This is a genomic window from Paenarthrobacter sp. A20 (assembly GCF_024168825.1).
GTDB lineage: Bacteria > Actinomycetota > Actinomycetes > Actinomycetales > Micrococcaceae > Arthrobacter.
Genome location: NZ_JALJWH010000001.1, coordinates 4,682,200 through 4,707,181, shown reverse-complemented (window position 1 = coordinate 4,707,181; position 24,982 = coordinate 4,682,200). Strand labels below are relative to the sequence as shown.

General features: G+C 62.9%; 20 protein-coding genes. 13 read left to right on the top strand and 7 right to left on the bottom strand.

The features are described from left to right. Positions 1-7 precede the first annotated feature (7 nt). Positions 8-1,486 carry an amino acid permease gene (locus tag J3D46_RS21840; protein ID WP_374110819.1) on the bottom strand — a complete coding sequence of 493 codons (1,479 nt, stop codon included), beginning with the start codon at positions 1,484-1,486 and terminating at the stop codon, positions 8-10. A gap of 339 nt (positions 1,487-1,825) precedes the next feature. On the opposite strand from J3D46_RS21840, the gene J3D46_RS21835 reads away from it, so the two are divergent. From J3D46_RS21835 to J3D46_RS21795, 9 genes are all read left to right on the top strand, one after another. Next, the gene (locus J3D46_RS21835; protein WP_231340056.1) at positions 1,826-3,442 is read left to right on the top strand and encodes a CdaR family transcriptional regulator; all 1,617 of its coding nucleotides are present in this window, start codon (positions 1,826-1,828) and stop codon (positions 3,440-3,442) included. Positions 3,443-3,446: 4 nt separating this feature from the next. Beyond that, positions 3,447-4,358: a glutaminase gene (locus J3D46_RS21830; RefSeq protein WP_231340055.1), complete on the top strand. Its 912-nt coding sequence runs from the start codon at positions 3,447-3,449 to the stop codon at positions 4,356-4,358. A 15-nt stretch (positions 4,359-4,373) separates the two neighbouring features. After that, complete coding sequence (locus tag J3D46_RS21825; protein WP_231340054.1) at positions 4,374-5,192, top strand: DNA alkylation repair protein; 819 nt, start codon at positions 4,374-4,376, stop codon at positions 5,190-5,192. An 89-nt stretch (positions 5,193-5,281) separates the two neighbouring features. Next, a complete protein-coding gene (gene cobA, locus J3D46_RS21820) occupies positions 5,282-6,559 on the top strand; it encodes a uroporphyrinogen-III C-methyltransferase (RefSeq protein WP_231340053.1) in 1,278 nt (425 codons plus the stop codon). Positions 6,560-6,579: 20 nt separating this feature from the next. Further along, a complete protein-coding gene (locus J3D46_RS21815) occupies positions 6,580-8,046 on the top strand; it encodes an FAD-dependent oxidoreductase (protein ID WP_253468803.1) in 1,467 nt (488 codons plus the stop codon). A gap of 436 nt (positions 8,047-8,482) precedes the next feature. Beyond that, positions 8,483-8,869, top strand: a complete 387-nt coding sequence (locus J3D46_RS21810) for a hypothetical protein (protein ID WP_253468801.1) — start codon at positions 8,483-8,485, stop codon at positions 8,867-8,869. A 54-nt stretch (positions 8,870-8,923) separates the two neighbouring features. Beyond that, the gene (locus J3D46_RS21805; RefSeq protein WP_231340050.1) at positions 8,924-9,538 is read left to right on the top strand and encodes a hypothetical protein; all 615 of its coding nucleotides are present in this window, start codon (positions 8,924-8,926) and stop codon (positions 9,536-9,538) included. A 41-nt stretch (positions 9,539-9,579) separates the two neighbouring features. Then, positions 9,580-10,050, top strand: coding sequence for a hypothetical protein (locus J3D46_RS21800; protein WP_231340049.1), 471 nt, complete (start codon positions 9,580-9,582; stop codon positions 10,048-10,050). Between the two features lie 111 nt (positions 10,051-10,161). Beyond that, positions 10,162-11,523, top strand: coding sequence for an MBL fold metallo-hydrolase (locus J3D46_RS21795; protein ID WP_253468799.1), 1,362 nt, complete (start codon positions 10,162-10,164; stop codon positions 11,521-11,523). Here the strand turns inward: J3D46_RS21795 and J3D46_RS21790 are convergent, their stop codons facing one another. From J3D46_RS21790 to J3D46_RS21780, 3 genes are all read right to left on the bottom strand, one after another. Next, positions 11,524-12,204 carry a FadR/GntR family transcriptional regulator gene (locus tag J3D46_RS21790; RefSeq protein WP_253468797.1) on the bottom strand — a complete coding sequence of 227 codons (681 nt, stop codon included), beginning with the start codon at positions 12,202-12,204 and terminating at the stop codon, positions 11,524-11,526. It abuts the gene before it with no gap. Beyond that, the gene (locus J3D46_RS21785; protein ID WP_231340696.1) at positions 12,201-13,487 is read right to left on the bottom strand and encodes an MFS transporter; all 1,287 of its coding nucleotides are present in this window, start codon (positions 13,485-13,487) and stop codon (positions 12,201-12,203) included. The genes J3D46_RS21790 and J3D46_RS21785 overlap by 4 nt, the downstream gene beginning before the upstream one ends. Positions 13,488-13,565: 78 nt before the next feature. Continuing rightward, complete coding sequence (locus J3D46_RS21780; RefSeq protein WP_231340697.1) at positions 13,566-15,008, bottom strand: PucR family transcriptional regulator; 1,443 nt, start codon at positions 15,006-15,008, stop codon at positions 13,566-13,568. 143 nt (positions 15,009-15,151) lie between these two features. Here J3D46_RS21780 and J3D46_RS21775 point away from each other — a divergent pair, with 143 nt between their 5' ends. Together J3D46_RS21775 and gabT are read left to right on the top strand one after the other, a co-directional pair. Then, on the top strand, positions 15,152-16,582 hold the full coding sequence (locus tag J3D46_RS21775; RefSeq protein ID WP_231340698.1) for a gamma-aminobutyraldehyde dehydrogenase: 1,431 nt from the start codon (positions 15,152-15,154) through the stop codon (positions 16,580-16,582). Positions 16,583-16,627: 45 nt separating this feature from the next. Beyond that, positions 16,628-17,983, top strand: a complete 1,356-nt coding sequence (gene gabT, locus J3D46_RS21770) for a 4-aminobutyrate--2-oxoglutarate transaminase (protein ID WP_231340699.1) — start codon at positions 16,628-16,630, stop codon at positions 17,981-17,983. A gap of 89 nt (positions 17,984-18,072) precedes the next feature. Here gabT and J3D46_RS21765 read toward each other — a convergent pair whose 3' ends face one another. The 3 genes from J3D46_RS21765 to J3D46_RS25105 all read right to left on the bottom strand — a co-directional run bounded on the left by J3D46_RS21765 (position 18,073) and on the right by J3D46_RS25105 (position 22,739). Continuing rightward, positions 18,073-20,487 carry a polysaccharide lyase 8 family protein gene (locus J3D46_RS21765; RefSeq protein WP_253468795.1) on the bottom strand — a complete coding sequence of 805 codons (2,415 nt, stop codon included), beginning with the start codon at positions 20,485-20,487 and terminating at the stop codon, positions 18,073-18,075. 132 nt (positions 20,488-20,619) lie between these two features. Next, positions 20,620-21,714 carry a LacI family DNA-binding transcriptional regulator gene (locus tag J3D46_RS21760; RefSeq protein WP_253468793.1) on the bottom strand — a complete coding sequence of 365 codons (1,095 nt, stop codon included), beginning with the start codon at positions 21,712-21,714 and terminating at the stop codon, positions 20,620-20,622. Further along, positions 21,714-22,739 carry a hydroxyacid dehydrogenase gene (locus J3D46_RS25105; protein ID WP_253468791.1) on the bottom strand — a complete coding sequence of 342 codons (1,026 nt, stop codon included), beginning with the start codon at positions 22,737-22,739 and terminating at the stop codon, positions 21,714-21,716. Before J3D46_RS25105 ends, J3D46_RS21760 begins: the two co-directional genes overlap by 1 nt. A 255-nt stretch (positions 22,740-22,994) precedes the next feature. Between J3D46_RS25105 and J3D46_RS21750 the strand changes: the two genes are divergently transcribed. After that, positions 22,995-24,038: a sugar ABC transporter permease gene (locus J3D46_RS21750; protein WP_253468789.1), complete on the top strand. Its 1,044-nt coding sequence runs from the start codon at positions 22,995-22,997 to the stop codon at positions 24,036-24,038. Beyond that, the gene (locus J3D46_RS21745) at positions 24,022-24,966 is read left to right on the top strand and encodes a carbohydrate ABC transporter permease (protein WP_253468788.1); all 945 of its coding nucleotides are present in this window, start codon (positions 24,022-24,024) and stop codon (positions 24,964-24,966) included. The genes J3D46_RS21750 and J3D46_RS21745 overlap by 17 nt, the downstream gene beginning before the upstream one ends. Positions 24,967-24,982: the final 16 nt, after the last annotated feature.

Sequence of the window (24,982 nt, the reverse complement as noted above, 5' to 3'; positions counted from 1 at the left end):
AAGGGGTCTAGGACGTCAGGGCGGTGCGGATGCGGCCGCGATACGCGTACCAGCCGGCGATCAGCAGCGGCACCAGGACCAGCAGCGAGGCCAGCACCCAGCGACCTGTTTCCGAGAACCCCATGGTGACCAGGACAAAGGCCAGGAAACCGAGCGTGAGGTAAGAGGTGAAGGGGGCGCCGAACAGCCGGAACGCTGGCCGGGCAACCTTGCCGCTGCGAACCCAGCTCTGGAGCTTGATGTGGCAGAGCATGATGGTGGCCCAGCCGCCGATGATGCCCACCGCTGAGATTTCCAGCACGATCTCAAAGACCTGCGAAGGGACAACGGCGTTCAATGCAACGCCCACCAAGGTGATGACGGCCGTGAGCAGGATGCCGCCGTAAGGCACTCCGGACGCGCTGATCCGTCCGGTGAACTGCGGAGCCGAGCCGTTCACTGCCATGGAGCGGAGGATGCGGCCGGTGGAGTACAGCCCGGCGTTGAGGCTGGAGAGCGCCGCCGTGAGGACCACGAAGTTCATCACGGATGCGGAGATGGCACCGGCCTGCGGATCGCCGAGGTGCGAGAAGAAGGTGACAAAGGGGGATTCGCCGGCCTTGTAGGACGTGAAGGGAAGCAGCAGCGAGAGCAGCAGGACGGAGCCGACGTAGAAGACTCCGATGCGGATCACTACGGTATTTACCGCTTTTGGCATTACCTTGTGGGGTTCGGCCGTTTCGCCGGCCGCGGTGCCCACGAGTTCCACCGCAGCGTAGGCAAACACCACACCGCTGATCGCCAGGAGCGGCGCCACGGAGCCCATGGGGAACATGCCGCCGTTCTCGGCGATGACGTTGAAGCCCGGAATGCCCACGTCCGTCCGGCCGCCGAAAACAATGAAGCAGATTCCCACCACGAGGAACGTCACCAGGGCGCCCACCTTGATCATGGCGAACCAGAACTCCATCTCGCCAAAGATCTTCACGGACACCAGGTTCAGGGAGAGCACCACTACCAAAGCGATCAACGCGATCAACCACTGCGGGACGTCATTGATGGGCGCCCAATACTGGCCCCAGAACTTCACGTAGAGGGCAACGGCGGTGACGTCCACAATCGAGGTCATGGCCCAGTTCAGGAAGTACAGCCAGCCGGCGGTGTAGGCCATTTTCTCGCCGTAAAACTCGCGGGCATAAGAAACAAAAGAGCCCGACGTGGGGCGGTACAGCACCAACTCGCCCAGTGCCCGGAGGATCAGGAACGCGAAGAATCCGCAGACGGCATAGACCAGGACCAGCGCAGGTCCGGATCCGTTGAGACGTCCTCCGGCGCCCATGAACAGCCCGGTACCGATTGCGCCGCCGATGGCGATCATCTGGATTTGCCGGGGCTTGAGGGTCTTGCGGTAGCCGGTTTCCTCTTGGGCGAAAGCGTTCGACGGCGGACTGGCGGCCAGGTCTGTTGGGGAGGGAAGGGTTTGTGTGGACGCAGGGGTGGGTATCACTTCGGGGGTCTCCTTTGACTCCGTTGCCACCTCAGGTGGCTCAATACTCCACAACGTGGGGCTGACTGCTTGGCAATTGCGCCTGAAATTGGCCGCACTGCAGGCAGTCTTTGTGGTGTGTGGGACAGTCACCAACTCTAGGTCGCTGCCGTCGACAACAAATTGGCTGGCGAACCAAATTCAGGGCCCGGCTCTTGTGCCGGGAGGACAACACTGCTGTTCTGAAGGGCCGGTAATGTTTCTCGCTGTGCGTGCCTGCGCACATGTACCGGCGGCGCCCTCAATGGCGAGGAAGCGTACTGCTGAAGAAACTGATGTGGAGAGGAAGCGATAGCTTCGTTGAAAGCCCTGGAAATTGACGACGACGGAGTCGTCACCTTATTGAGCGATGTCCTGGAAGACCTGGGTGTCGGCAACGCCCGGTTGCTGCTGGCCCCGGCAGAGGACAACAGAACCGTCCGCGAAACTGTCATTGTTGATGCTGAAGACGACGACGAGATCCGCCCAGGCGCCCTGGTCATGTTGATCGGCGTTCGCGGGCGTGCGGCGCTCCCTGCACTCCGCCGCATCATGGGGGGCCGTCCCACGGCAGTTGCGGTCAAGGGCAGCGAGCCCGAGTTGGAATCCGCGGCCGAGTTGCTCCAACCGACCGGCATTGGGCTGGTGGCGGTTGCCCCGGGACTCCGTTGGGATAAGTTCGAGAGCATCGCGCTGGACCGGGTCCGTGAGAACGATGTGCCAGGGGAAACCCCCATGTCAGTTCACCGGGACTTGTTCGCAATCGCCCAAACCACGGCCACACTGACCAACGGGCACGTGGTGATCGAAGATCCGGGCAACCGGGTTCTTGCCTACTCCCCGGCATCCAATGACGTTGACGAGCTCCGCCGGCTATCCATCCTGGCGAGGCGTGGCCCTGAAAAGTACCAAAAACTCCTGAAGGAATCAGGAGTCTACAAGCACCTGCAGGCCACTGAAGCGCCTGTCCATGTGGAAGCCAACCTTGATGCGGGTCTTCGTGAACGTGTGGCAATCGGCATTCACGCGGGCAGCCGTGTCATGGGATACATCTGGTTGCAGGAAGGTGCTGAACCCTTGGCGGCCAACACGGACCGCATCATGGTGGGTGCAGCCCGGCATGCGGCCATCGAATTGGTACGCCACCGCAATGAGCAGTCCCAGTCGATGCGCGAGGACCGTGTGTCCGGCCTGCTCAGTGGAACGGCACAAGTCCATTCGCAGGCCCAATCGGCAGGCATCGACCCGTCGAAGCCAGCGGCTTTGATACTGATCTCGGCGGGCGGGCTTAGCCAGAGCGCGGCGGGGCTTCAGCTCCGCAGGGGAGAGCTCTCCAAAGTGGCATCAATCCACGCGGCAGCCTATCGACCAGGCGCCGTCGTGGGGGCGTTGGGGATGGAAACGGCCATCATCCTGCCCGATGTGGACCCGCTGAAATCCCTCCCCGCCATCAATCGCCTGGTCAACACCATTGTTCGTGATGCCACCACCCACCTTCATTTCCAGGTGCAGGCAGCAGTTGGTCCCATCGTTCCGCGCCTTGACGCCCTGCACGCCACCCTTGACCACGTGCGCAGCGTCCTCAAAGTCATGGAAGCAACACCGGACGTGCGCGTGGCCTCGTACAGCGACGTGGAAACAACAGTCCTGACCAGGGAATTGTTGGATTTGATGGAATCGCGGACCACCCTGCGCCATGCAGGAATCACTCGGCTGTGCAGCCGTTATCCGGAATTCGCGCTGACACTCCTGACTTATCTGGAGTTCTTTGGCGACGTGAACAGATGCGCCGAGGAATTGGCTGTCCACCGCAACACCGTTCACTACAGGCTCCGCCGCGCCTGCGAGGTGGCTGGCCTGGACCTGCAATCCGCGGATGAACGCCTGCTGGCACACCTCCAGATCAGGCTTTGGACCTACACAGGGACCAGGGGCTAGAAATATGGATATCCAGAATCTCCTCGATGACATCGTGGGAGCAGTTCAACCGCACGTCGGTCAAGGAAAAGTGGCCGACTACATCCCGCAACTCGGAGCAGTGGACCCGCACCAGTTCGGGATCTCCGTAGTCACGCGGGACGGCGAAGTCTTCTCGGCCGGAGATGCTCACGTGGAGTTCTCCATTCAGAGCATTTCCAAAGTCTTCGCCCTCGCCTTGGTGCTGGCTTCTGACGGGGACCGCATCTGGAAGCGCGTTTTCCGGGAACCCTCGGGCAACCCCTTCAACTCGCTGGTCCAGTTGGAGAGTGAGGAAGGCATACCCCGAAATCCGTTCATCAACGCCGGTGCCATCGTGGTGACCGACCGGCTCCTGAGCCTGACGGGCAACGCTGCCCACGCCGTGAGGGACCTGATGCGGCGAGAGACCGGCAATGCAGACGTCGACACGGACCACGTTGTGGCGTCCTCCGAACTGGGGAACGGCCACCGCAACGCGTCGTTGGCCCACTTCCTGGCAAGCTGCGGCAACTTGGAGAACCCCGTGGATGAGGTCCTGGACTCGTATGCCAAGCAATGCGCCCTGGCCATGACCTGCGAAGACCTCGCGCTCGCAACCCGGTTCCTCGCGTCCAACGGCCTCGGAGCCGCAGGAAGCCTGCTGTTGTCTCCGGCGCAGACCAAGAGGATCAACGCCGTGATGCTCACCTGTGGAACGTATGACGCCGCGGGTGAATTCGCCTACAGGGTGGGCCTTCCCGGCAAGAGCGGCGTCGGCGGCGGCATCGTCGCAGTGGTCCCCAACAAGTGCTCCATCAGCGTGTGGAGTCCTGGCCTGGGGCGCTCCGGGAATTCCGTGGCTGGCGTGGCCGCGCTGGACGAATTCACTACCCGTACTGGCTGGTCCGTCTTTTAGGCGCATTATTGAGGGATGACCCCCAAGGTTGGAAAGACACCTATAACCGGGAAGGCGCCCAAGGCGGGAAACTCCGGAAAGCCTGCCGCGCTGGCGCCGGGAACCCAGCCCACCGCCGTCGGGTTCCTGGAGCGCCTGAAGATGCGGCAGTCCGACGTCGAGCAAGCCAAATACCAGCGGTACTTCAAGACCGGCCAAGGTGACTATGCCGAGGGTGACTTCTTCATGGGCGTGCGCATGGGTGAGGTATTCACGCTTGCCAAAGAGTTCGCGGTCATGCCGCTGGACGAGATCGAGCAGCTGCTGGAGGAAGACATCCACGAGGCGCGGGCTGGAGCCGTGAAGATCATGTCGCTCCAAGCGCAGAAGAAGAAGACCACGGAAGCGGTACGCCAAAGCCTCTACGAGCTGTACCTGCGACGGCACGACCGCATCAACAACTGGGACCTGGTGGACCTGGGGGCGGGGCGCGTGGTGGGTGGGTGGCTTATGGACAAGCCACGGGACCCGCTGTATGAACTGGCGCGCTCGGAGGACATGTGGGAGCGCCGGACAGCCATCGTCGCCACGTCGGCGTTTATCCGCGAGGGCCAATTGGATGACACTTTCGCCATCGCCCAGATCCTGCTCGCAGACCAAGAGGATCTGATCCACAAGGCCGTGGGCGGCTGGGTACGCGACGCTGGCCGGAGCAGCCGCGAACGACTCCTGGCGTTCCTCGACGAACACGCAGCCACCATGCCGCGCACCACGCTTCGTTACGCCATCGAGCATCTTGGCAAGGAGCAGCGGGCCCACTACCTGACGCTTAAAGACAGGGTTTCCCCGAACTAGCGGGGCAGTATGTGACGTTGGATTACCCAGCGTTACCGGGTGTTTCCAAGCCTTTGAAGCATGTTACGGAGCCGCCCTACAGTTTTTTCATGGCAATACAGGACATTTACCCCACCGCGCTGCGGCTGCTCGGCCGACCGGTGCTGGTTGTGGGCGGCGGACCCGTCGCGGAGCGCCGCGCCAAGGGGCTGCTCGACGCCGGGGCTAAAGTCACCGTCGTCGCTCCCGTTGCCACCGCGAACCTTCGCGAACTCGCCGCATCCGGACTCCTCACCTGGGAGCCGCGGGAGTACCGAACGTCAGACCTCGACGGCGTCTGGTTCGTTCAGACCGCCACTGGCGCATCCGCCGTGGACACCCAGGTAGCGGCCGACGCCGAAGCGCAGCGCATCTGGTGCGTCAACGCCTCGGACCATGAAGCATCGGCCGCGTGGACACCCGCCGTGGCCGTGGTGGACGACGTCAAGATCGCCATCAATGCCGGGGGAGACCCGCGCCGAGCCATGGCCCTCCGCAACGCCGTTGCCACCGCCCTGGAAACCGGTGACCTTCCGCTCCGCCGTCACCGCAAGCCGGACGCCGCCGGTAAGACGCCCGCCGGCTCCGTCGCCCTCGTCGGTGGTGGTCCTGGCGACTCGGGACTTATCACGGTCCGCGGCAGGCGCCTGCTGGGCCAGGCCGACGTCGTGGTTGCCGACCGACTTGGCCCGCGGGAGCTGCTCAAAGAGCTTGCCCCGGATGTCCGCGTGATCGAGGTCGGCAAGACGCCCGGCCACCACCCGGTTCCGCAGCTGGAGATCAACCGCATCCTGGTGGACGAAGCACTGAAGGGCAACCGCGTGGTCCGCCTCAAAGGCGGCGACCCCTACGTCCTGGGCCGCGGCGGCGAGGAAGCAGAGTTCTGCCGCCAGAACGGCGTCGAGGTTGAAGTGGTGTCCGGCGTGACGTCGGCAATCTCGGTTCCGGCCGCTGCCGGTATCCCGGTGACGCACCGTGGCCTGGCCAAGGGCTTCAGCGTGGTGACCGGACACGAAGAGTTGTCCGAAGTCCCCGCACGCCCCGATCACACTGTGGTGTTGCTCATGGGAGTGGCGCAGTTGCGTGATTCCGCGGCTGAGCTGGCAGGCTCGGGTCTGCCTTTGGACACACCAGTAGGTATCGTAGAGAACGGGTATTTGCCGGACCAGCGCGTCACCATCGGCACTCTGGGTACCATCGCGGACCAGGCGGAAGCCGTCGGCGTGGCCAACCCGGCGGTCATTGTGATCGGCGATGTGGTCCGTGTCAGCCCGTTTGCACCGCAGCATTTCAAGACCGCTGACTACAGCACTATCACCCCCAATCGTCCCCGCGTCCGCAGTAACTGAGAAGAAGAAGGAACACAGCCGTGTCAATTAGCACCCCCGTAGGTTCTGCGGACCGTCCGCTTCGCGTCGCCGTCATCGGCTCCGGCCCGGCAGGCGTGTACGCAGCGGACATCCTGACAAAGAGCGAGGCCGTCAAGAGCGGCGAGCTCAACGTCAGCATCGACCTCTTCGATCGTTACCCGGCTCCCTACGGCCTCATCCGTTACGGTGTTGCTCCGGACCACCCCCGCATCAAGGGCATCGTGAACGCGCTGCACAAGGTGCTGGACCGCGGCGACATCCGCTTCTTCGGCAACGTGGACTACGGCACGGACATCTCCATCGAGGACCTCCGCAAGCACTACGACGCCATCATCTTCGCCACCGGCGCCATCAAGGACGCGGACCTGAACATCCCGGGCATCGAACTCGAAGGCTCCTTCGGCGGCGCCGACTTCGTCTCCTGGTTCGACGGACACCCGGACGTCTCCCGTGAATGGCCGCTGGAAGCCACCGAGATCGCTGTTCTCGGCAACGGCAACGTGGCCCTGGACGTGGCCCGCGTACTCTCCAAGCACGCTGATGACCTGCTGGTCACCGAAATCCCGGACAACGTTTACGCCGGCCTCAAGAGCTCGCCGGTCACGGACGTGCACGTCTTCGGCCGCCGCGGCCCGGCACAGGTGAAGTTCACCCCGTTGGAACTCCGCGAACTCTCGCACTCCAAGGACGTGGACATCATCCTCTACGCCGAGGACTTCGAATTCGACGAAGAGTCCGACCGCCAGGTCCAGACGAACAACCAGATCAAGACCATGGTTGGCACGCTCACCAACTGGATCGCCGAGCAGCCTGAGGACCTCTCCGAGCTCAAGGCTTCCCGTCGCCTGCACCTGCACTTCCTGCACAGCCCGGTGGAGATCGTGGACTCCGCCGAAACCCCGGGCAAGGTTGCGGGCATCAAGTTCGAGCGCACCGAACTGGACGGCACGGGCAACGCCCGCGGTACCGGCGAGTTCATCGACTACCCGGTCCAGGCCGTGTACCGCGCCATCGGCTACTTCGGTTCGGCCCTGCCGGACGTCGAGTTCGACCACAAGAAGGGCGTCGTCACCAACGACGGCGGTCGCGTCCTGGACGCCGACGGCCAGCACGTGCCGGGCCTCTACGCAACGGGCTGGATCAAGCGTGGTCCGGTTGGCCTCATCGGTCACACCAAGGGCGATGCCCTGGAAACCGTCACCTACCTCCTTGAAGACCGCGAAAACCTGCCGCTGGCCGAGGTTCCCGCAGCTGACGCAGTGGTGGAACTCCTTGACGCCCGCGGCGTGAAGTTCACCAGCTGGGAAGGGTGGCTGGCCCTGGACGCCCACGAACTCGCCCTCGGCGCAGCAGCCACCGAAGCCGGTACTTCCCACGGTGTTGAGGTCAAGCGCGAGCGCATCAAGGTGGTGCCGCGCGAGGACATGGTCAACATCTCCCGTGATGGCGTAGCCGCACAGGTCTAAAACTACGAGGGGGTCACCCCATCTAGCTGCTCCCCGGAAGTTGAGCTGAGAAATCAGTTCTGCCTTTCGGGGAGTAGCTATATCTGGAGCTAGTTCGTTATCCGAAGAGTTGTTCGTAGAGGCCGCCCAAGTATGTGTTCCCTACACCTACCAAACCGTTCAGCATCAATCGACGACCCAGCTTGGACCAACTAGGGTGGGTCTTTTTTGCATGGATCAGTGTCGGTTGCCAGGACCAGAGCTGCCACATCATGCAGCACGCAGATCGCAATGCGCGAAACGGCTTTTGCTCTTTCGTGACGCGGAAATCCAGATATTTCTTCGAATTCGGGATTATTGACACTCCAGAAAATGATTAACTGGTGCAATGATCAGAAAGATGTAAACATTCCCTCACGACGGCGACATCGTAGTCGCCGCTTTCTCAGGGGGAGCAATGAAGGTTGGAAATCTAAAATCCGCTGCTGTCATGGCAATGATGGTTGTGATTCCGCTAGGAATTCCCGCCGCGGCACATGGTGCCTCGGACATCTACTACGCATTGCAGAAACCAATTGCGCAAGGGCAGCACGCAGAGAGCGGATACGGTGGAACGAATGTCGGCGGTGAGGGATTCATGAATTCCACTTTTGGCGGCAAGTTGTACGTCCGAACTCGCGGGGATAACAGCGGTTATGTCTATGGAGGTATTGACGTACCCAATCATGCCCGTACCCGTTTTACGCACTTGCCTGCCGCTTTGACGCACGGCGACTGCTGGTGGGGCTACGGGCTTCAAATTCAAGGGACAACAGGGGTTGATTGTGCCAGGTCACGACAATAAGCCGTATTGCATTTGAGACCTGGCTTTCCTTCCCTCTTCCTTCAGGAGTAGCAAATGACTTTTTCATCAAAGCACTTACGCTCGACCGCCGCTGCCACACTCGCGATCTCCAGCGTAGCGTTGGCCATCTTCGCGTCCCCGGCCCTCGCCACTAAAGAGGGTTCGCTGGATCCGGACGTTTTGGTCCCTGCGTTAGGCCAAGAGCAGCGGGCAATGGACCTGCCCCCTTCAGCTGTAACCGCAAGCCATGCCTTGTCTGACCTGGCGAGAGATTCCATGCGCCTGCTAAAGAAGACAGATAGCGCGTCCTACTATGCGGCTGTGAGCTCTGATCGGTCAGAAGTCTGCATGGTCGTATCCCTCGAGGCGCCGGCAGGAAACATCGGAACGGCTTGCATGACACGGGCCCACTTCAATGAGAGTGGTCTTTCACTCCATCTCTGGGGCGATCAGTCAGCCGCTAACGCGAAGGGAGTTACCGCCTATCTGGTGCCCGCTGATGTCGAACTGGAAGCCAACCCGACATCGAAGTCCCTGCGGGCAGATTCGGTTAAGAGTAATCGGGCAAGCGGACTGCTCCTGGTTGAAGGCCTCGAAGACTTGCCTCACACGGTCGAACTGCCGCGAAGCACATCGAAGCGTGCGTTCGTTCTTAACCGGTTGGACTAGGCAACGTGCCCAGCACCAGTGTTGTTCGAACGCTCGGGTCGATGATGGTTACAGTTGCTTGGATACTTGCCCTTGGTTTCCTTTTGATCCAAACTCGAAACGCCCATGACGGGATTATTACAGATTTTCCAGGCAACCCTATTCAAGCCATCGTTCCGAGGGTCGCGTGGGAATACCATCTCGCAACAGTGATTCTCAGTGCAGTCACAATGGGGGTTTTCCGCAACCGTTTCTCGCCTCAGAAATCGAATGGCTCGGTGGCCCCACTTTGGGGAGCAACCATCACATTGGGCATGACGATGATTATCGCCATCATTATTGGTCAACCAGAAACGGAGCTGGGCCAGCGCACTAATTCAATTTTCTTGCAGTGGCTGGTAGAGGGGGCGTTTTCACTTGCATCTGCAACAGTTCTCGGTATTCTCATTTTTTGGAGCATCGCAATTTCGAGGAACCGGTTTCTGGCCTCAGGAGACCCGAGCGATGAAGAGAATCATGATTCCATAACCTGAGACAAAGGGGTGGGCTGACTCAAGAGGAGCTTACTGTGGTGATTCCTGGTGCAGGAATCACCACAGTAAGCTCCTCTGCTTCCGTTCCGTGCACCCGCGGTACCCTGAACCATGGACGTAGTGGTCATCGAAACTCCCCAGTTGGGGGACCGCAGCTACCTGGTGCATGACGGCACTGTGGCGGTGGTGATAGACCCCCAACGGGACATTGACCGGGTTGAAAAGGCTGCCCGTGAAGCCGGCGTGCGGATCACGCATGTGGCCGAAACGCACCTGCACAATGACTACGTCACTGGTGGTTTGGTTCTGGCGGAGAAGCACGGTGCCGCGTACTTGGTGAACGCGGCCGATGAGGTTTCGTTTGTGAGGGTTCCCGTCACTGACGGCCAGGTCCTCCACGTTGGCCGCCTTCGTGTCTCGGTGGTGGCAACCCCGGGTCACACGCACACGCACCTCTCCTACGTGGTCCGGGATGACACGCACGACGGCGGCCCTGAGGCTGTGTTTTCCGGCGGCAGCTTGCTCTACGGTTCCGTCGGACGGACGGACCTGGTATCGCCGCACGACACCGCAAAGCTGGCCCACGACCAATACTCGTCGGTCCGCCGATTGGTGGACTCGGCGCATCCTGACGCTGCGCTCTACCCGACCCACGGCTTCGGATCGTTCTGCTCCATCGGCCCCGCGAGCCACCAGGAATCATCGACGATCGGCGAGCAAGCAGAGTCCAACCACGCCCTGACGGATTCCAACGAGGACCACTTCGTTGCGCAGCTTCTGGAGAACATCACGGCCTATCCCGCGTATTACGCCCACATGAGCCCACTCAATGCGGCCGGCGTTGGCCCTGCGGACTTGGACGTGCCGGACTCCGTTGATCCGGAGGAACTTGACCGGCGTCTCACAGCTGGGGAGTGGGTGGTGGATCTGCGGCATCGCGTCGCGTTCGCGGACAGCCACCTGCACGGAAGCGTGAGTTTCGAGTACGGGAAGGGCGACAATTTCACCAGCTACCTGGGCTGGGTCATCCCGTGGAACCAACCGCTCACGTTGCTGGGCCCACACGGCGAGGTGCATAAGGCGATCCGCGACTTGGCGAGGATCGGCATCGACAACCCGGATGCCGCCGTCGGGCCTCAACCTGGTGAGTGGGCACCGGAGTCTCCACGTGCGAGCTACCCGCATGGGGACTGGACAGCTCTCCTCAAGGGCCGGGAGCCGGAGGACATGGTGTTGGACGTCCGGCGTCCTGGCGAGTTCAAGACTTCCCATATCAAGGGTGCGCTGAACGTGCCCGTCTACGAGCTCCTCGCAAGGATCAGTGAGCTGCCGGATGACAGAATTTGGGTGCACTGCGCCACGGGCTACAGGGCGAGTGTTGCCGCCAGCTTGCTGGACCGGGCCGGGCGGGATGTGGTGCTCATCAATGCCAGGTTCAAGGATGCCGCCGGGGCCGGCATCGAAACAACCTAGTTACCGCGGGCCCTGGTCCGAACAGTAGTCCAGGTTCCGGTACACGCTGCGCACGGCGGCGTCGGGATCGTGGGCTTCGAGGGCATCCACCAATTCGTCGTGCCCTTCGCGGGGGATGCCGTTGAAGCCGCCCTTGCGCTGCTGCCTGAGGAGGTCGTTGTGGAACACGCCACCGAACGAAACGTACAACTGGTGCAGCAGGGGATTCCCTGACGCCAAGGCAACGCGCTCGTGGAATTCCCAGTCGGCGCTGGCCCACGTGGGATAGTCCTCGGCCTGCCAAGCATCGTGGCGTAGCGCCAGGAGACGTCGCATTTCGGCCAGGTCTTCGGCGGTGGCGTGCTTGGTGGCCAGGCGGGCAGCCTGGGTGTCCAGGCCGAGCCGGACTTCAACGATATGTTCCTGGGTGTGCTCCAGGTACATGCGCTGGGCCGCGCCGGACATCTCACTGTTGGCCCGCACATACGTGCCGTCGCCGCGTCGTACCTCAAGCATTCCGGAGTGGGCCAGTGCCTTGATGGCTTCGCGCAGGGTTCCCCGCGAAACGCCCAGCGTGGACATGAGTTCGGGCTCCGCGGGGATGCGCTCCTGAAGTGGCCATTCGCCGGACTTGATCATGTCCCGGAGCTTGGAAGTGACCTCCTCGGCCAGGGCCGGGCGATGCGATGGAGTCAGGGTCATGCAGTCCTCGGTCCGGTCTTGGTGGCAGTGCGCTTGCTGGTGAGCAGGTGGCAGGTGACCATGAGCGCCACGGCCACGATGGACAGCAGGCTCAGGGGCAGTACCCAGCCGCCGGTGGCGCTGTGGAGCAGTCCCATGCCAAAGGGGCCAATGGCCGCAATCAAGTATCCCAGCGATTGGGCGATGGTGGAGAGCGCGGTGGTTTCCGCCGTCGACCGTCCGCTGCGGCTGATGATCACCAAAACCAGCGGGAAGATGCCCAAGCCGAATCCGAACAAGACGGCCGGGACAACCGCCAGCGACGTCGGCAGCCAGACCATGGCGGCGATGGCCAGCAACGTGGAGCTGCTGGCGAGGTACAGGGCGGGGCGGAGCATGCCGGGCCGGGAGCCGAACGCAAGGAGGATCATGCCGGCAGCTACGGAGACCAGCTGCATGACACCGAACTGCAGGCCGCTCTCTGAAGCGCTGAGGCCCTGGGAGGTCAGGATGTAGGCGAACCAGCTCATCACGGCGTAGGCAAGGAAGGCCTGGAACGTAAAGATCGCTGTAATCAGGATGCCCAGCCGGGTGCGGAGCAACGGCCACATGGACACGCGGGGCCGATCAGTCTTGGTGGCGCTCCGGTGCGTGTGCAGGACGATCGGCAGGAAGCCGAGGAGGGCTGCGACACCCAGCAGGCCCCAGGCGGCCAGGCCCATGGACGGTGAGCCGAGTTCCTGCGCCAACGGAACGCTGACGACTGCGGCGAAGGTGGCGCCGCCGGACATGGTGAAGGTGTAAAGGCCGGTCATCATGGAGGTGCGCTCGGAGTAGTGCTCGCGGATGAAGGACGGCATGGCCACATTGCACACCGCCAGTCCGGACATCGCCAGGACCGTACCGCCGAGGAGGGCGCCCGTCACTGGAACACCGCGTACCAACAAGCCGCCGGCCAGCAGCGCCAGGGCTATGGCAATGGCTTTCTCGACACCCACGCGACGGGTCAACCACGACGTTCCCATGCCTGCGACAGCAAAGCACAGCAGGGGGATGGACGGCAGGATGGACGCGACCAGGGCGCCGTAGCCCAGCACCTGCTGCAGCTCATGGAACAGCGCTGCGGCGCTGGTGATGCCCGCCCGCAGGTTCAGGCCGATAAGGACCACGGCAATAATGCCGACGACGGCGACGACGCGGGTCTTCGGGACGGCTGCGTTGACCGAAAGGGCAGGAGCAGCCTGGGCGGTGGGAATCGTAGGGATGTTTCCGGTGCTGGGGGTAAGAGGAGTCGTCGCGGCCATATCTAAAGGTTAGACGTTTGATGTCTAATGTCTAGAGTTATGTGGCGAACCTCTCCGGCTGTGCGCGGACGGGGATCCTTAGCGGGGGTTGCGTGAACCCAGTCGCTGCACCGCCAACGCCAGCCAGAGCTGCACCCGGTCCTGCGTCTGCGAAGGGTCGTAGCCCGTCAGTTCGGTGATCTGCGCCAGACGGTATCGCACGGTATTCCGGTGCAACGTCAGGGCTTCGGCGACGGCGGCAACAGACCCGTTGTGGTTCAAGTAGCTTTCCAGGGTGGCCACCAACTCGGCCCCATGAGCGGCGTCGAACTTCCGGAGAGGCGTCAGCGACTCGCTGGCCATATCGGCCAGGGGAACGTCCTCGCTGGCGAGGAGCAGGGACGTCAGGCTGAGGCGCTCCGGCTCGTTAACCGGCAAGCCGTGCGCCACGGCGTCGCGCGCTTCAAAGTAGCTCCAGCGCAGGCCGTTGGGCTTCGTGTAGGCGCCGCCTATTCCGATCACGGCGTGGATACCGGCCTCCTGCAGGTGGTCGCTGAGGCTCTTGGCCAAGGCGGTAGCGGAACTGCCGTCATCGCTGATGACGGTGACAAGGTCCTTCCCGACGACGGCGCTGACGCCGGCTTCCAGCGCCTGGGGCAGCGAAATGCTGACCAGTTGCTTGTGGTGTGCCGCGGATTCGGCAACGAGTACTACGTTCTTACGCGTGCTGTTGATGCCGACGCCGGCCAAGCGGCGGGCGGCCTCGATGGTTTCCAGGGTGCCGTGGATGACGTCGTCCAGCACTTGCCCGGCCATGGCACGCTGGGACTGGCGCTGCTTGACCATGTTGTTGAGTTCCACGCTGATGAGGTTCTGCGCGTAGCTGACGATTCCGGAGTCGACGAAAGGCTGCCGCAACCACAAGGTGCAGGCGTCCCTGCGGCCGGTGGGAATCGGATACGAAGCCCAGCCATCCGCCGTCGGCGCGGGCTTGCCGGCCACGCTGTTGTAGAGCTGAGCGCTGAACTGGGTGAGCACAACATCGGTGCGGAGCATGCTGCCCAACTGCTTGAGGAGTTCGTTGAGGCCACCGCCGGTGAGCAGGGAGCGGGCAAGGATCTGGTGCCCGGCCAGAAGCCGTTCCAGGTTGGAGTAGTGGTCCGCTGAGTGGGACTCGGCCACGAGCTTGCCGATGGCGATGAAGGGGATCTCGTAAGGGACCTCCACCAAGGGCAGGCCCCAGCGGTTGGCCTCAGCGACCAGGGCATCGGGAACCGACTCGTGGGTCAGGCCAATGCCGAAACCGATCCCCACGGCTCCCGCGCGCTGGGCTTGACGGACGAAGCGCCGCTGATCCGCCGCACTCTTGAGGCGCAGGCCCGTGGTGAGGACCAATTCGCCGCCGCTCAGGAAGCGTTGGGGGTCCTCCAGCTCCGTCACCGCGACCCAGCTGATGTCTTGGTTCAGCGTGGTTTCGGCAAGTCCTGCCTGGCGGAGTTTCAGGGAGGGGACAGCGACGAGTGAAGCGAGGGACATTGCCATGGTTAAAGCGTAACCCTGCACTGGTCAAGCGCACTAAGTGGGGGGTTGTTGTGTGTGCAGCTGGCTATTCCTTGGACCCCCTCCCTGGCATAGGCTCTGATCAGCTAAACCCATGCCCAGACTCCGAAAGAGGGTTGCACACCGTGGTTCAAACCTTGCAGAACTTCATCAACGGCGAATTCGTTACGCCGGTAGGTACGGGTCTCCTTGACATCGTGAACCCCACCAATGGGGAGATCGTTGCCAAGTCGCCGATTTCGGTGCAGGCCGACGTCGACGCCGCCATGACCGCTGCCAGCGACGCCTTCAAGACGTGGAAGCACGTCACGCCGGGCCAGCGCCAGCTCATGTTGCTCAAGCTTGCCGACGCCGTGGAGGCCAACAGCGACGAACTCGTTGACGCCCAGCACCGCAACACCGGCCAGGTACGCTCCCTGATCGCTTCCGAGGAAGTTGCCGCCGGCGCCGACCAGCTCCGCTTCTTCGCCGGTGCTGCACGCATCATGGAAGGCAAGTCTGCCGGTGAATACTTCGAGGGCCACACCTCCTACGTACGTCGCGAACCGATCGGCGTCGTAGCCCAGGTTGCGCCGTGGAACTACCCGTTCCTCATGGCCATCTGGAAGATCGGCCCCGCCCTGGCTGCCGGCAACACCGTTGTCCTCAAGCCGTCGGACACCACCCCGGAATCCACCCTGGTCCTGGCACGCCTCGCCGGCGAGATCTTCCCGGCCGGTGTCCTGAACGTTGTCCTCGGCACCGGTGAGACCGGCGCCATGATGGTTGACCACAAGGTCCCCGGGCTGGTCTCCATCACCGGTTCCGTCCGCGCGGGCATCGCAGTCGCCAGCGGCGCAGCCAAGGGCCTCAAGCGTGCACACCTGGAACTTGGCGGCAAGGCTCCGGCCATTGTCTTCAAGGACGCCGACATCAAGAAGAGCGCCGCGGCCATCGCCGAGTTCGCCTTCTTCAACGCCGGCCAGGACTGCACCGCCATCACCCGCGTGTTGGTGGAGGACTCCGTTCACGACGACGTCGTGGCAGCCATGGTGGAACACACCAAGACCCTGCACACCGGTTCGCAGAACGACGAAGACAACTACTTCGGCCCGCTCAACAACGTGAACCACTTCAACGCCGTCACCTCGGTAGTGGAGCACCTCCCGGCCAACTGCAAGATCGAAACCGGTGGCCACCGCGCAGGCGAGAAGGGCTTCTTCTTCGAGCCCACCATCATCTCCGGGGCCAAGCAGACCGACGACATCGTGCAGAAGGAAACCTTCGGTCCGGTCATTACCGTGCAGAAGTTCAGCACTGAAGCCGAAGCACTCGACCTGGCCAACGACGTCGAGTACGCCCTGGCGTCCAGCGTCTGGACCACCGACCACGGCACGGCCATGCGCATGAGCCGCGACCTGGACTTCGGTGCGGTCTGGATCAACACCCACATCCTGCTGACGGCAGAGATGCCGCACGGCGGCTTCAAGCAGTCCGGCTACGGCAAGGACCTCTCCATGTACGGCGTGGAAGACTACACGCGCATCAAGCACGTGATGAGTGCACTCGACGCGTAGCGCTTCGCCCCACCCGTACGAATTTCCCAGAAAGGCAACCACCCCATGACTACCACCGCGAACGAACTCTCGTACCGCATCGAGCAGAAGCGCAACATCAACGGCGCCTTCCCCGGCCCCAAGTCGCAGGCCCTGGCTGAGCGCCGCTCCGCCGTCGTTGCTGCCGGCGTCGCCTCGGGTGTCCCCGTCTACGTTGAAGACGCCGACGGCGGCATCATCCGCGACGTTGATGGCAACTCCTTCATCGACCTCGGTTCCGGCATCGCCGTGACCAGCGTCGGCGCTTCCGACCCCGCCGTCGTCGCCGCCGTCCAGGAAGCAGCTGCGCACTTCACGCACACCTGCTTCATGGTCACCCCGTACGAGGGCTACGTTGCAGTTGCCGAGCAGCTGAACCGCCTCACCCCGGGCGACCACGCCAAGCGCACCGTGCTGTTCAACTCTGGCGCTGAAGCCGTGGAGAACGCCGTCAAGGTTGCACGCCTGGCCACCGGCCGCGATGCCGTGGTTGCTTTCGACCACGCGTACCACGGCCGTACCAACCTGACCATGGCACTGACCGCCAAGGCCATGCCGTACAAGACCAACTTCGGCCCGTTCGCGCCCGAGGTCTACCGCATGCCCATGAGCTACCCGTTCCGCGAAGAGAACCCGGAGATCACCGGTGCCGAGGCCGCCAAGCGCGCCATCACCATGATCGAGAAGCAGATCGGTGGCGACCAGGTTGCCGCCATCATCATCGAACCCATCCAGGGCGAGGGCGGCTTCATCGTTCCGGCCGAAGGTTTCCTCCCGGCACTGTCCGCTTGGGCCAAGGAAAAGGGCATCGTCTTCATCGCTGACGAGGTCCAGTCCGGCTTCTGCCGCACGGGCGAATGGTTCGCCGTTGACCACGAAGGTGTTGTCCCGGACATCATCACCATGGCCAAGGGCATCGCCGGCGGCCTCCCGCTGTCCGCGATCACCGGCCGCGCCGACCTGCTCGACGCCGTTCACCCGGGCGGCCTCGGCGGCACCTACGGTGGTAACCCGGTCGCTTGCGCAGCAGCACTGGCAGCCATCGACACCATGGAGCAGCACGACCTCAACGGCCGCGCCCGCCACATCGAAGAGCTCGCCCTGGGCAAACTCCGCGAACTGGCTGACGAAGTTTCCGTGGTTGGCGACATCCGTGGCCGCGGCGCCATGCTGGCTATCGAACTCGTTCAGTCCGGCTCCAAGGAACCGAACGCTGAACTGACCAAGGCTGTGGCCGCCGCTTGCCTCCAGGAAGGCGTCATCATCCTGACCTGCGGCACCTACGGCAACGTGATCCGCCTGCTCCCGCCGCTGGTCATCAGCGACGAACTGCTGATCGACGGCCTCGAGGTCCTCGCCGCAGCCATCAAGGCACACGCGTAACTCACACCGTTTCAAGCAGCAACGCGGGGTCACTTACAGCCCATGTTTACCACTCGGATGGGCCGTAAGTGACCCCGCGTTGCTTTCAGCTAGGTGCCCAGCGTCAGGTTCTTCTGGTGGCCATGCCCGTCGAGCTGGACCTCAATGACCACCGGGTTGGCGCTGACCAAGACCACGCCGGGCCCGGAATCCACCAGCGTGCTCCAGTCGGACCCGGCGAGCGTGATCCTCACAGCAGCCCGCGTTCGGGACGGATCCGCCACGGCCAAGGTGAGCTTGTCCCCGGTCTGGTGTGCGGACACGGTGCACGGCCCGGACGCTGTGTACCCGCCGGCTGAACCTGCCGCGAAGAAGTTGGCCATGACCAGCTTGTCCTTGCCAACCTCCACCATCTGGACTTCGGCAGAGTTGGCAAGGACCTTCACATCGGGGTTGGCGGACTGGGAGAACGTGGTGGAGTGGCCGGCAGCGGGCAAGACCATATAGGCGTAGCCGGATGCCGCCGGGTCACTACCGTGCCGATGCGTAATGGTGACGTAGTCCCGGGTGACCGGATCGGTGGTGCCGCCAGTGTCCGCCCCTGAATTCACGTCGAACCAGCTGCCCGTCCGGCGAACCACCGCAACTTCAGCAGACCCGGAAACGCCAGGCGCATCGAGGAAGACATAGCCTCCGTGCCCTTCAACGTGCGCGGACCGCTTCAAGACCACGGGTGTGTCGCCCGGCGCCATACGACGGTTCCGGGAGTCGGTCCGCACCGACGGTACGGACCCAACCGCGAACGACCTGTTCTCTATGGTGGTCTGTACCGCAGCGCCGCCCGTACCGGTGATTCCCGCCCCGAGGCAGACCACAGCATCGTCCAGGAAGAACCATGACTTCCGACCGGACAGGGTTTTGTTGTGGTTGAGGTGGTCCATGCCGATGACGCCCCAGCGACCGTCCACGGTGAGTCCACCGGCGAACGCCTGGAAGGCGCGGGGGATGCCGGTCCCTGCCCCGCCAGCGCCGCTCGCCCTTACTTGATCGTTGACGGTGGTGCCGGGAAGGGCGTAGGGGTCAACTGTCGGCCAGAAGTCAGCGCTGAACTGGGAAGGATCCTGCCGTGTGTACAGGAAGGTCATCCCGTCGCCCTGGTACCAGCCGAGGTTGTTCTCACTGTTGCCCCACTCGTAACGGCCGATGCGCTTGGAGGAGAGGTTCACGGTGCAGCCCCAGCCCGGGCGGTGATGGACCAAACGGTCTTGGTCGGCAAACATACGGCTGTAGACGGGTGCCGGCACAGCGACCACGGAGGTATCTGACAGGACGCCGAGCGAGAGCAAGGACTTTGCCAGGCTCTGCGTTGGATGCCCCACGAGTTTCTGGTCCGCGCAGCGTTCCAACCAGCCCTTGGCCAAGGCCAGGAACCGTGAACGGTAGGGTTCATCGCAACCCGGTGCCAGCAGCAGGACAGCGGAGATCAGTCCAAAACCGCTGACGTAATCGGGTTCGCGTTGGCGGGAGACTGCACGGCCACGGATGGTGTCCATGATCCGTCCGTCCCAGACGAACGGGGCATAGGTCTCCTCCACGGCGTCGAGGAGCACGGAGCGCTTGGGGTCGTTCACTGCCCAGGTGCTTCCACCCAGCATCGCGATGATCTCGGCGATGCCGGCCAGGGCCACCACGCCGTAAGTGCCCGCGTAGGGCAGGTAAGAGTGTTGGACATAGGAACCATCGGCGTAAAAGCCGTCGCCGCTGGTGACGTAGGTAAAGACACTGTTGATCCCGCCGCGGACGGTGTCGCTCAAGGCGTCCCTGCCCAGGGCGATCTCGTCCGGTTTGTTGTCCAGGATGCCCCGCATGCAGCAGGCCAGCGACTTGTCCACGCGGTTGGCGCCGGTCTCCGCCAGGGATGTGGCACGGCCGCGCCAATTCGGGTTGGGCGCAAACCAACGCACGGCTGCCAACAGGGATGTCCGCAGGGCTTCGGGAACTTCGGCATGAAGCAGGGTGAGGATGTCCACGGTCTTCCGGGGAACGCCGATCTCCCAGAACCACCAGTTGCCTGCTGCCTTGGTGGACGGTTTGTACGCCGTGTCATTGAGGAGCTGCAGGCCCGCCACAATGTCGGCGGCCAGTTCCGGGTTTCCTGCATAAGGATTGCCGGGGACTGCATACCCCAAGGCCATGTCGTACAGGCGGTTGAAGTGCAGGCCCATATTGCCTGTAGCAGCAGTGGACTGTCCGATGCCCGTCAAAGGGATATCGCTCCACAGGGAGGTCCGCGCCGGGGCCTTGTCCAAGGAAGTCCACCATTTCCCGGTGGTCTCGCCCATGCCTTCAAGTTGCGCTGCGAGCTCGGGGATGTCTGCGGCGCTCTGGCCTCCGGTGAGGACCAACCGGCGTCGATCGATCAGTTCCTGAAGCCCCGAAGCGGCAAACGAAGGCCCGGCCTGGGAAAGCAGGGCACCCGCGAGGGCTGCTGCACCTCCTGCGCGGAAAAGGGTCCTGCGGCTCATTGTGGGTCCATTGAAGTTCAAAACTGCTCCGTTCAAAACTGTTCCAGGCGTGATGGGGTGGACATTGCGGTGAAAGTTTCCGCAACTTTATGTCCGGTTCCCGGCCACCTCAACAGAAATGAACAAAACTGCTCAGGCCTTGTTGGGAGGCGAAACCGAGTCCCGGATGACTATGTGGGTGCCGACCGTGAGCGTGTTGTCAGATGAGGCGCCGGCGTCGTGCGGTGACTGGGACAGGGCCAACCGCACGGCTTCACGACCCAGTTCTTCCAGCGGAACGCGGACCGTGGTGAGCCGCGGTCGAAGCTCGCTTGCCACCGGAACGTCGTCGTAGCCAACCACTGAGACATCCTGGGGAACCCGGATTCCGCGTTCCTCGAGCGCCTCCAGGATGCCGGCGGCCACGAGGTCGTTGGCACCGAAGACCGCAGTGAAGTCGATCTCCTGGTCCAGCAGCTCGCGCATGCGGCTGTATCCGAAACCACGGCCAAACGCGCCCTCGTGGACCAGCGAAGGATCCCGCTCAATGCCGCGGGCATCCAGAGCGCGGTAGAAGCCGGCAAGCCGAGAGGCCGTCGTCGAGAAATCGCGGGGGCCGCCAACGTAAAGGATCCTGCGGTGTCCCTGGGAGATCAGGTAGTCCGTGATCGCGAAGGCACCACCTTCGTTGTCGTAGGTGACCATTTTGGTAGGGACGCCGGCCCCCAACGAAGGGCGTCCGCAGAGAACCAGGGATGATCCGGCCGCAGAAAGTGCACGGGCACGGTCGGCCATTTGCTTCCTGTATCTGGGGTCGTCCGAGGCCCCACCCACCAGGATCACGGCATCGGTACGTTGCTCGCGCATGAGGTCCACCAGTGCGAGTTCGCGTTCCTTGTCTCCGTGGGTCGCGGTGATAAGGCACATGCGTCCCTCTGCGCTCGCCTGCCTCTCAACTCCGCGGGCGATGTAGGCGAAGAAGGGATCGGCGACGTCGTTGATGATGATTCCGACGGTGCGCGTCGTGGCACCGGCGAGGGCACGGGCATGCGCATTGGCCACGTAGCCAAGATCAGCCACGGACCGGAAGATGCGCTCGCGCGTGGCTTTTGCCACCGGGTAGTTGCCGCTCAAGGCCCTCGAAACGGTGGCCACCGACACGCCTGCCGCCTGCGCAACGTCGGCAATGGTGGCGCCGCTGCCGCCGCGGGCGTGGATCGGATCTGTGGGGGAGCTTTTCTCAGTCACTAAGCGATTCTCGCAAGATCCGCGGCCAATACCGGATAAGCCAAGGGCAAGCCCTCGCTCAATCGGCGGATTTCCATCACGGCGTGGCTGCCCAAACGGTGGATTTCGTTGCCCATCGCCCCCGCAATGTGGGGTGTCAGCACCACATTGGGCAGTGTGTGCAGCACGGAGCTGGCTGGGAGCGGCTCTGGATCTGTGACGTCAAGATACGCGTCCAGCCGTCCGGAAACCAGCTCGGCGGTCAGAGCGGTGGCATCGATGAGGGCGCCGCGGGCCGTATTGATGACCAGCGTTCCGTCCTTCATGAGGGCGAGTTGCTGCGCGCCGATGATGCCCCGCGTTTCCGCGATGTCCGGAGCGTGGACGCTCACAACATCGGACATCGCGCACAACTGGTCCAGTCCGACGGTTTCAACGCCAAGTTCCGAGGCGTCGACGACGGTGAGGTAAGGATCGTAGACCAGCACCCGGGCATCGAGGTTCTTGAGCAGCCCGATCACTAGGCGGCCGACGCGGGAGGCCCCCACCAGTCCGATGGTCACGCCGTTGGTTCCAATGGTGGGGAAACCGGACGTGTTGCGCGAGGCCCCTGTGATGCGCAATTGTTCGCTGAACCTGCGGGCCCGCTTGAGGCCCATGACGATCGCGGCAAATGTAAACTCCGCCACTGGCACGGCGTTGGCGGCAGCAGATGATGACACCTCTATCCCGCGCTCGTAAACCGCGGGGGACAGGAACGTCTTGACGGTGCCCGCCGCATGGACGATGCACCGCAACCTGGGCAGCTGGTCCACCACGAAGGCGTCAATGGTGGGTGCACCCCACCCTGTGATGAGCAGTTCCGCATCTGCCAGCAGCTCCAAAGCTCCCGGCGCGGAAAAGTCCGCAATGGGCTCGGAGTCCACCAGGGTGACCATTCCGTGGAGTCGCGCCAGGTCCTCGGGGCTGAACAGGGTGCGCAGGGTGTTGCGGCCCATCACGAACGCAGCCTTGATGGTGCCGGCTTGGTGGAGGTTGGTGGTCACTGCGGTTCCGTCCGGTTCGTCGATGGAAAACTATAGAAAGCGCTTGCTATTTCCAGTCACCCTAGGCGGGTAGTTGAAATCCTGTCAATCCCGCAGAATCAACGTTTGTATGGTTTTGTGCATGTTATTGACATCACACCGTGCAACTGGGTAGCTTCTTCTCCATAGTAAACGCTTACTATTTCTAGCCACTGAGCGCTCCCCAGGCGCCGGGCCACTCCACATCCGTCCTTGCGGCGCAGACAGAGGAAATACATGAGCAGCAACAGCCAGACACTCACGCCCCACGTGACGCCCGACGTCGGTGGGCCGGCTGCGGTGGCGGAAGGTCGCCGTCGGGGTCGACCACCAAAGGAAGCGGCCCGAGGGCAGGCCCGCAAGAAGAGCCTCACGGCAAGGATCCGACGCGACAAAGTGATGTTGCTCCTGATCGCCCCGGGCTTCTTGTACTTCGTGGTGTTCCACTACGTCCCGCTCGCCGGCAACATCATCGCGTTCCTGGACTACAAGCCGTATCTCGGCTTCATGGACAGCGTCTGGGTAGGCCTGGACAACTTCGCGGCCATGTTCCAGGACGGTGCATTCTGGGAGGCCCTCCGCAACACACTGGTGATCACGGGCCTCCAGCTGGCCCTCTTCTTCCCGGTTCCCATCTGCCTGGCCCTGCTGCTCAACAGCATCGTCTCCAACAAGATCCGGAAGTTCGTGCAGAGCGTTGTCTACCTGCCGCACTTCATCGGTTGGGTCATCATCGTGGCGGTCTTCTCCGAGGTCCTCGGCGCTACCGGGGCCGTTCCGCACCTGCTGGAAAACCTGGGCCTGCCGCGCTTCGATGCCATGACCACGCCGGAGTTCTTCCCCTTCCTGGTCACCATCCAGTCCATCTGGAAAGACGCCGGCTGGGGAACCATCATCTTCCTGGCCGCCCTCATGAACGTGGACCAGGAGCTCTACGAAGCCGCCGCCGTGGATGGGGCAAACGCCCGTCACCGGCTCTGGCACATCACGCTCCCGGGGATCATGCCGGTGATCGTCCTGCTGCTCATCCTCAACCTCGGCAGCATCCTGTCCGTCGGGTTCGAACAGATCGTCCTGCAGCGCGACAACGTGGGACCCGGTGCAGGCGAAGTGTTGGATACCTACGTCTACTTCCATGGCATTCAGGACGGGCAGTGGGGACCGGCCGCCGCCGTCGGACTCGTCAAGGGGATCGTCGGACTGATCCTGGTGCTCGGCGCCAACAAGCTCGCGCATTTCTTTGGACAGGAAGGTGTCTATTCCAATGGCAAATCCAAGTAGCACACTGGTGGCCGGCCTGGGCCGCCGCCCGAAAAACAGGCCGAAAACAAAGGACACCCGCCCCGTCTGGATGGAAAAGCCCAAGCCGGCCGTGCAAGTCTCCAAGGCCATCGCGCTGGTGGTCATTTGCTTCCTGGCCCTGTACCCCCTGCTTGCGGTCCTCGCCACGAGCCTGTCCAGCCAAAGCGAGATCGCCAACAACAACGGCCTGGTGCTCTTCCCCAAGGAGCCCACTTTCGCTGCGTACCAGACCATCTTCGCCGGTGGCGTTGTCACTGATGCGCTGATCCGGTCCCTGGTGATCACCACCGTGGGCACGGCCCTGTCACTGGTGGTCACGGTCGCGATGGCGTACGGACTGACCCGCCGGGACCTCGTGGGCGGCCGCTTCTTCCTCATGACGGCCCTGTTCACCATGCTCTTCAGCCCGGGCATCATTCCCAGCTTCCTCATGGTCAAGGAACTCGGATTGCTGGACAGCTACGCGGCCTTGGTCCTGCCCACCTTGATGAGTGCCTTCAACCTGGTGGTGGTGAGGTCCTTCTTCATGAACCTGCCGCAGGAGCTCTTCGAGGCGGCGAAGATCGACGGCGCCGGCGACTTCCGCATCCTGGTCCAGATGGTGTTGCCACTCTCACGTGGTGTGTTGGCGGTCGTCGGGCTCTTCTACGCCGTGGGGTACTGGAACGCATTCTTCAACGCCATGCTCTACCTGAACGACGACAAGTGGCCGCTGTCCATGATCCTGCGCCAATACGTCCTGCTGGGCCAGCCCATGGGCGACTCCGCAGTAGCCGAGATCGCGGTGCCGTCGCAAGCGATCCAGATGGCCGTCGTCGTGATTTCGCTGATCCCCATCGTGATCGTGTTCCCGTTCCTTCAGCGGTACTTCACCAAAGGCGTCCTCACCGGCGCCATCAAAGGCTAGTCAAACCATTTGTGAA

Coding starts and splice junctions, on each gene's coding strand:
- J3D46_RS21830 (WP_231340055.1), top strand. CDS start 3,447: ATGGATATCCAGAATCTCCTCGATGACATCGTGGGAGCAGTTCAACCG.
- J3D46_RS21750 (WP_253468789.1), top strand. CDS start 22,995: ATGAGCAGCAACAGCCAGACACTCACGCCCCACGTGACGCCCGACGTC.
- J3D46_RS21765 (WP_253468795.1), bottom strand. CDS start 20,487: ATGAGCCGCAGGACCCTTTTCCGCGCAGGAGGTGCAGCAGCCCTCGCG.
- J3D46_RS21795 (WP_253468799.1), top strand. CDS start 10,162: ATGGACGTAGTGGTCATCGAAACTCCCCAGTTGGGGGACCGCAGCTAC.
- J3D46_RS21800 (WP_231340049.1), top strand. CDS start 9,580: ATGATGGTTACAGTTGCTTGGATACTTGCCCTTGGTTTCCTTTTGATC.
- J3D46_RS21780 (WP_231340697.1), bottom strand. CDS start 15,008: ATGGCAATGTCCCTCGCTTCACTCGTCGCTGTCCCCTCCCTGAAACTC.
- J3D46_RS21810 (WP_253468801.1), top strand. CDS start 8,483: ATGAAGGTTGGAAATCTAAAATCCGCTGCTGTCATGGCAATGATGGTT.
- J3D46_RS21745 (WP_253468788.1), top strand. CDS start 24,022: ATGGCAAATCCAAGTAGCACACTGGTGGCCGGCCTGGGCCGCCGCCCG.
- J3D46_RS21805 (WP_231340050.1), top strand. CDS start 8,924: ATGACTTTTTCATCAAAGCACTTACGCTCGACCGCCGCTGCCACACTC.
- J3D46_RS21825 (WP_231340054.1), top strand. CDS start 4,374: ATGACCCCCAAGGTTGGAAAGACACCTATAACCGGGAAGGCGCCCAAG.
- cobA (WP_231340053.1), top strand. CDS start 5,282: ATGGCAATACAGGACATTTACCCCACCGCGCTGCGGCTGCTCGGCCGA.
- J3D46_RS21785 (WP_231340696.1), bottom strand. CDS start 13,487: ATGGCCGCGACGACTCCTCTTACCCCCAGCACCGGAAACATCCCTACG.
- gabT (WP_231340699.1), top strand. CDS start 16,628: ATGACTACCACCGCGAACGAACTCTCGTACCGCATCGAGCAGAAGCGC.
- J3D46_RS21790 (WP_253468797.1), bottom strand. CDS start 12,204: ATGACCCTGACTCCATCGCATCGCCCGGCCCTGGCCGAGGAGGTCACT.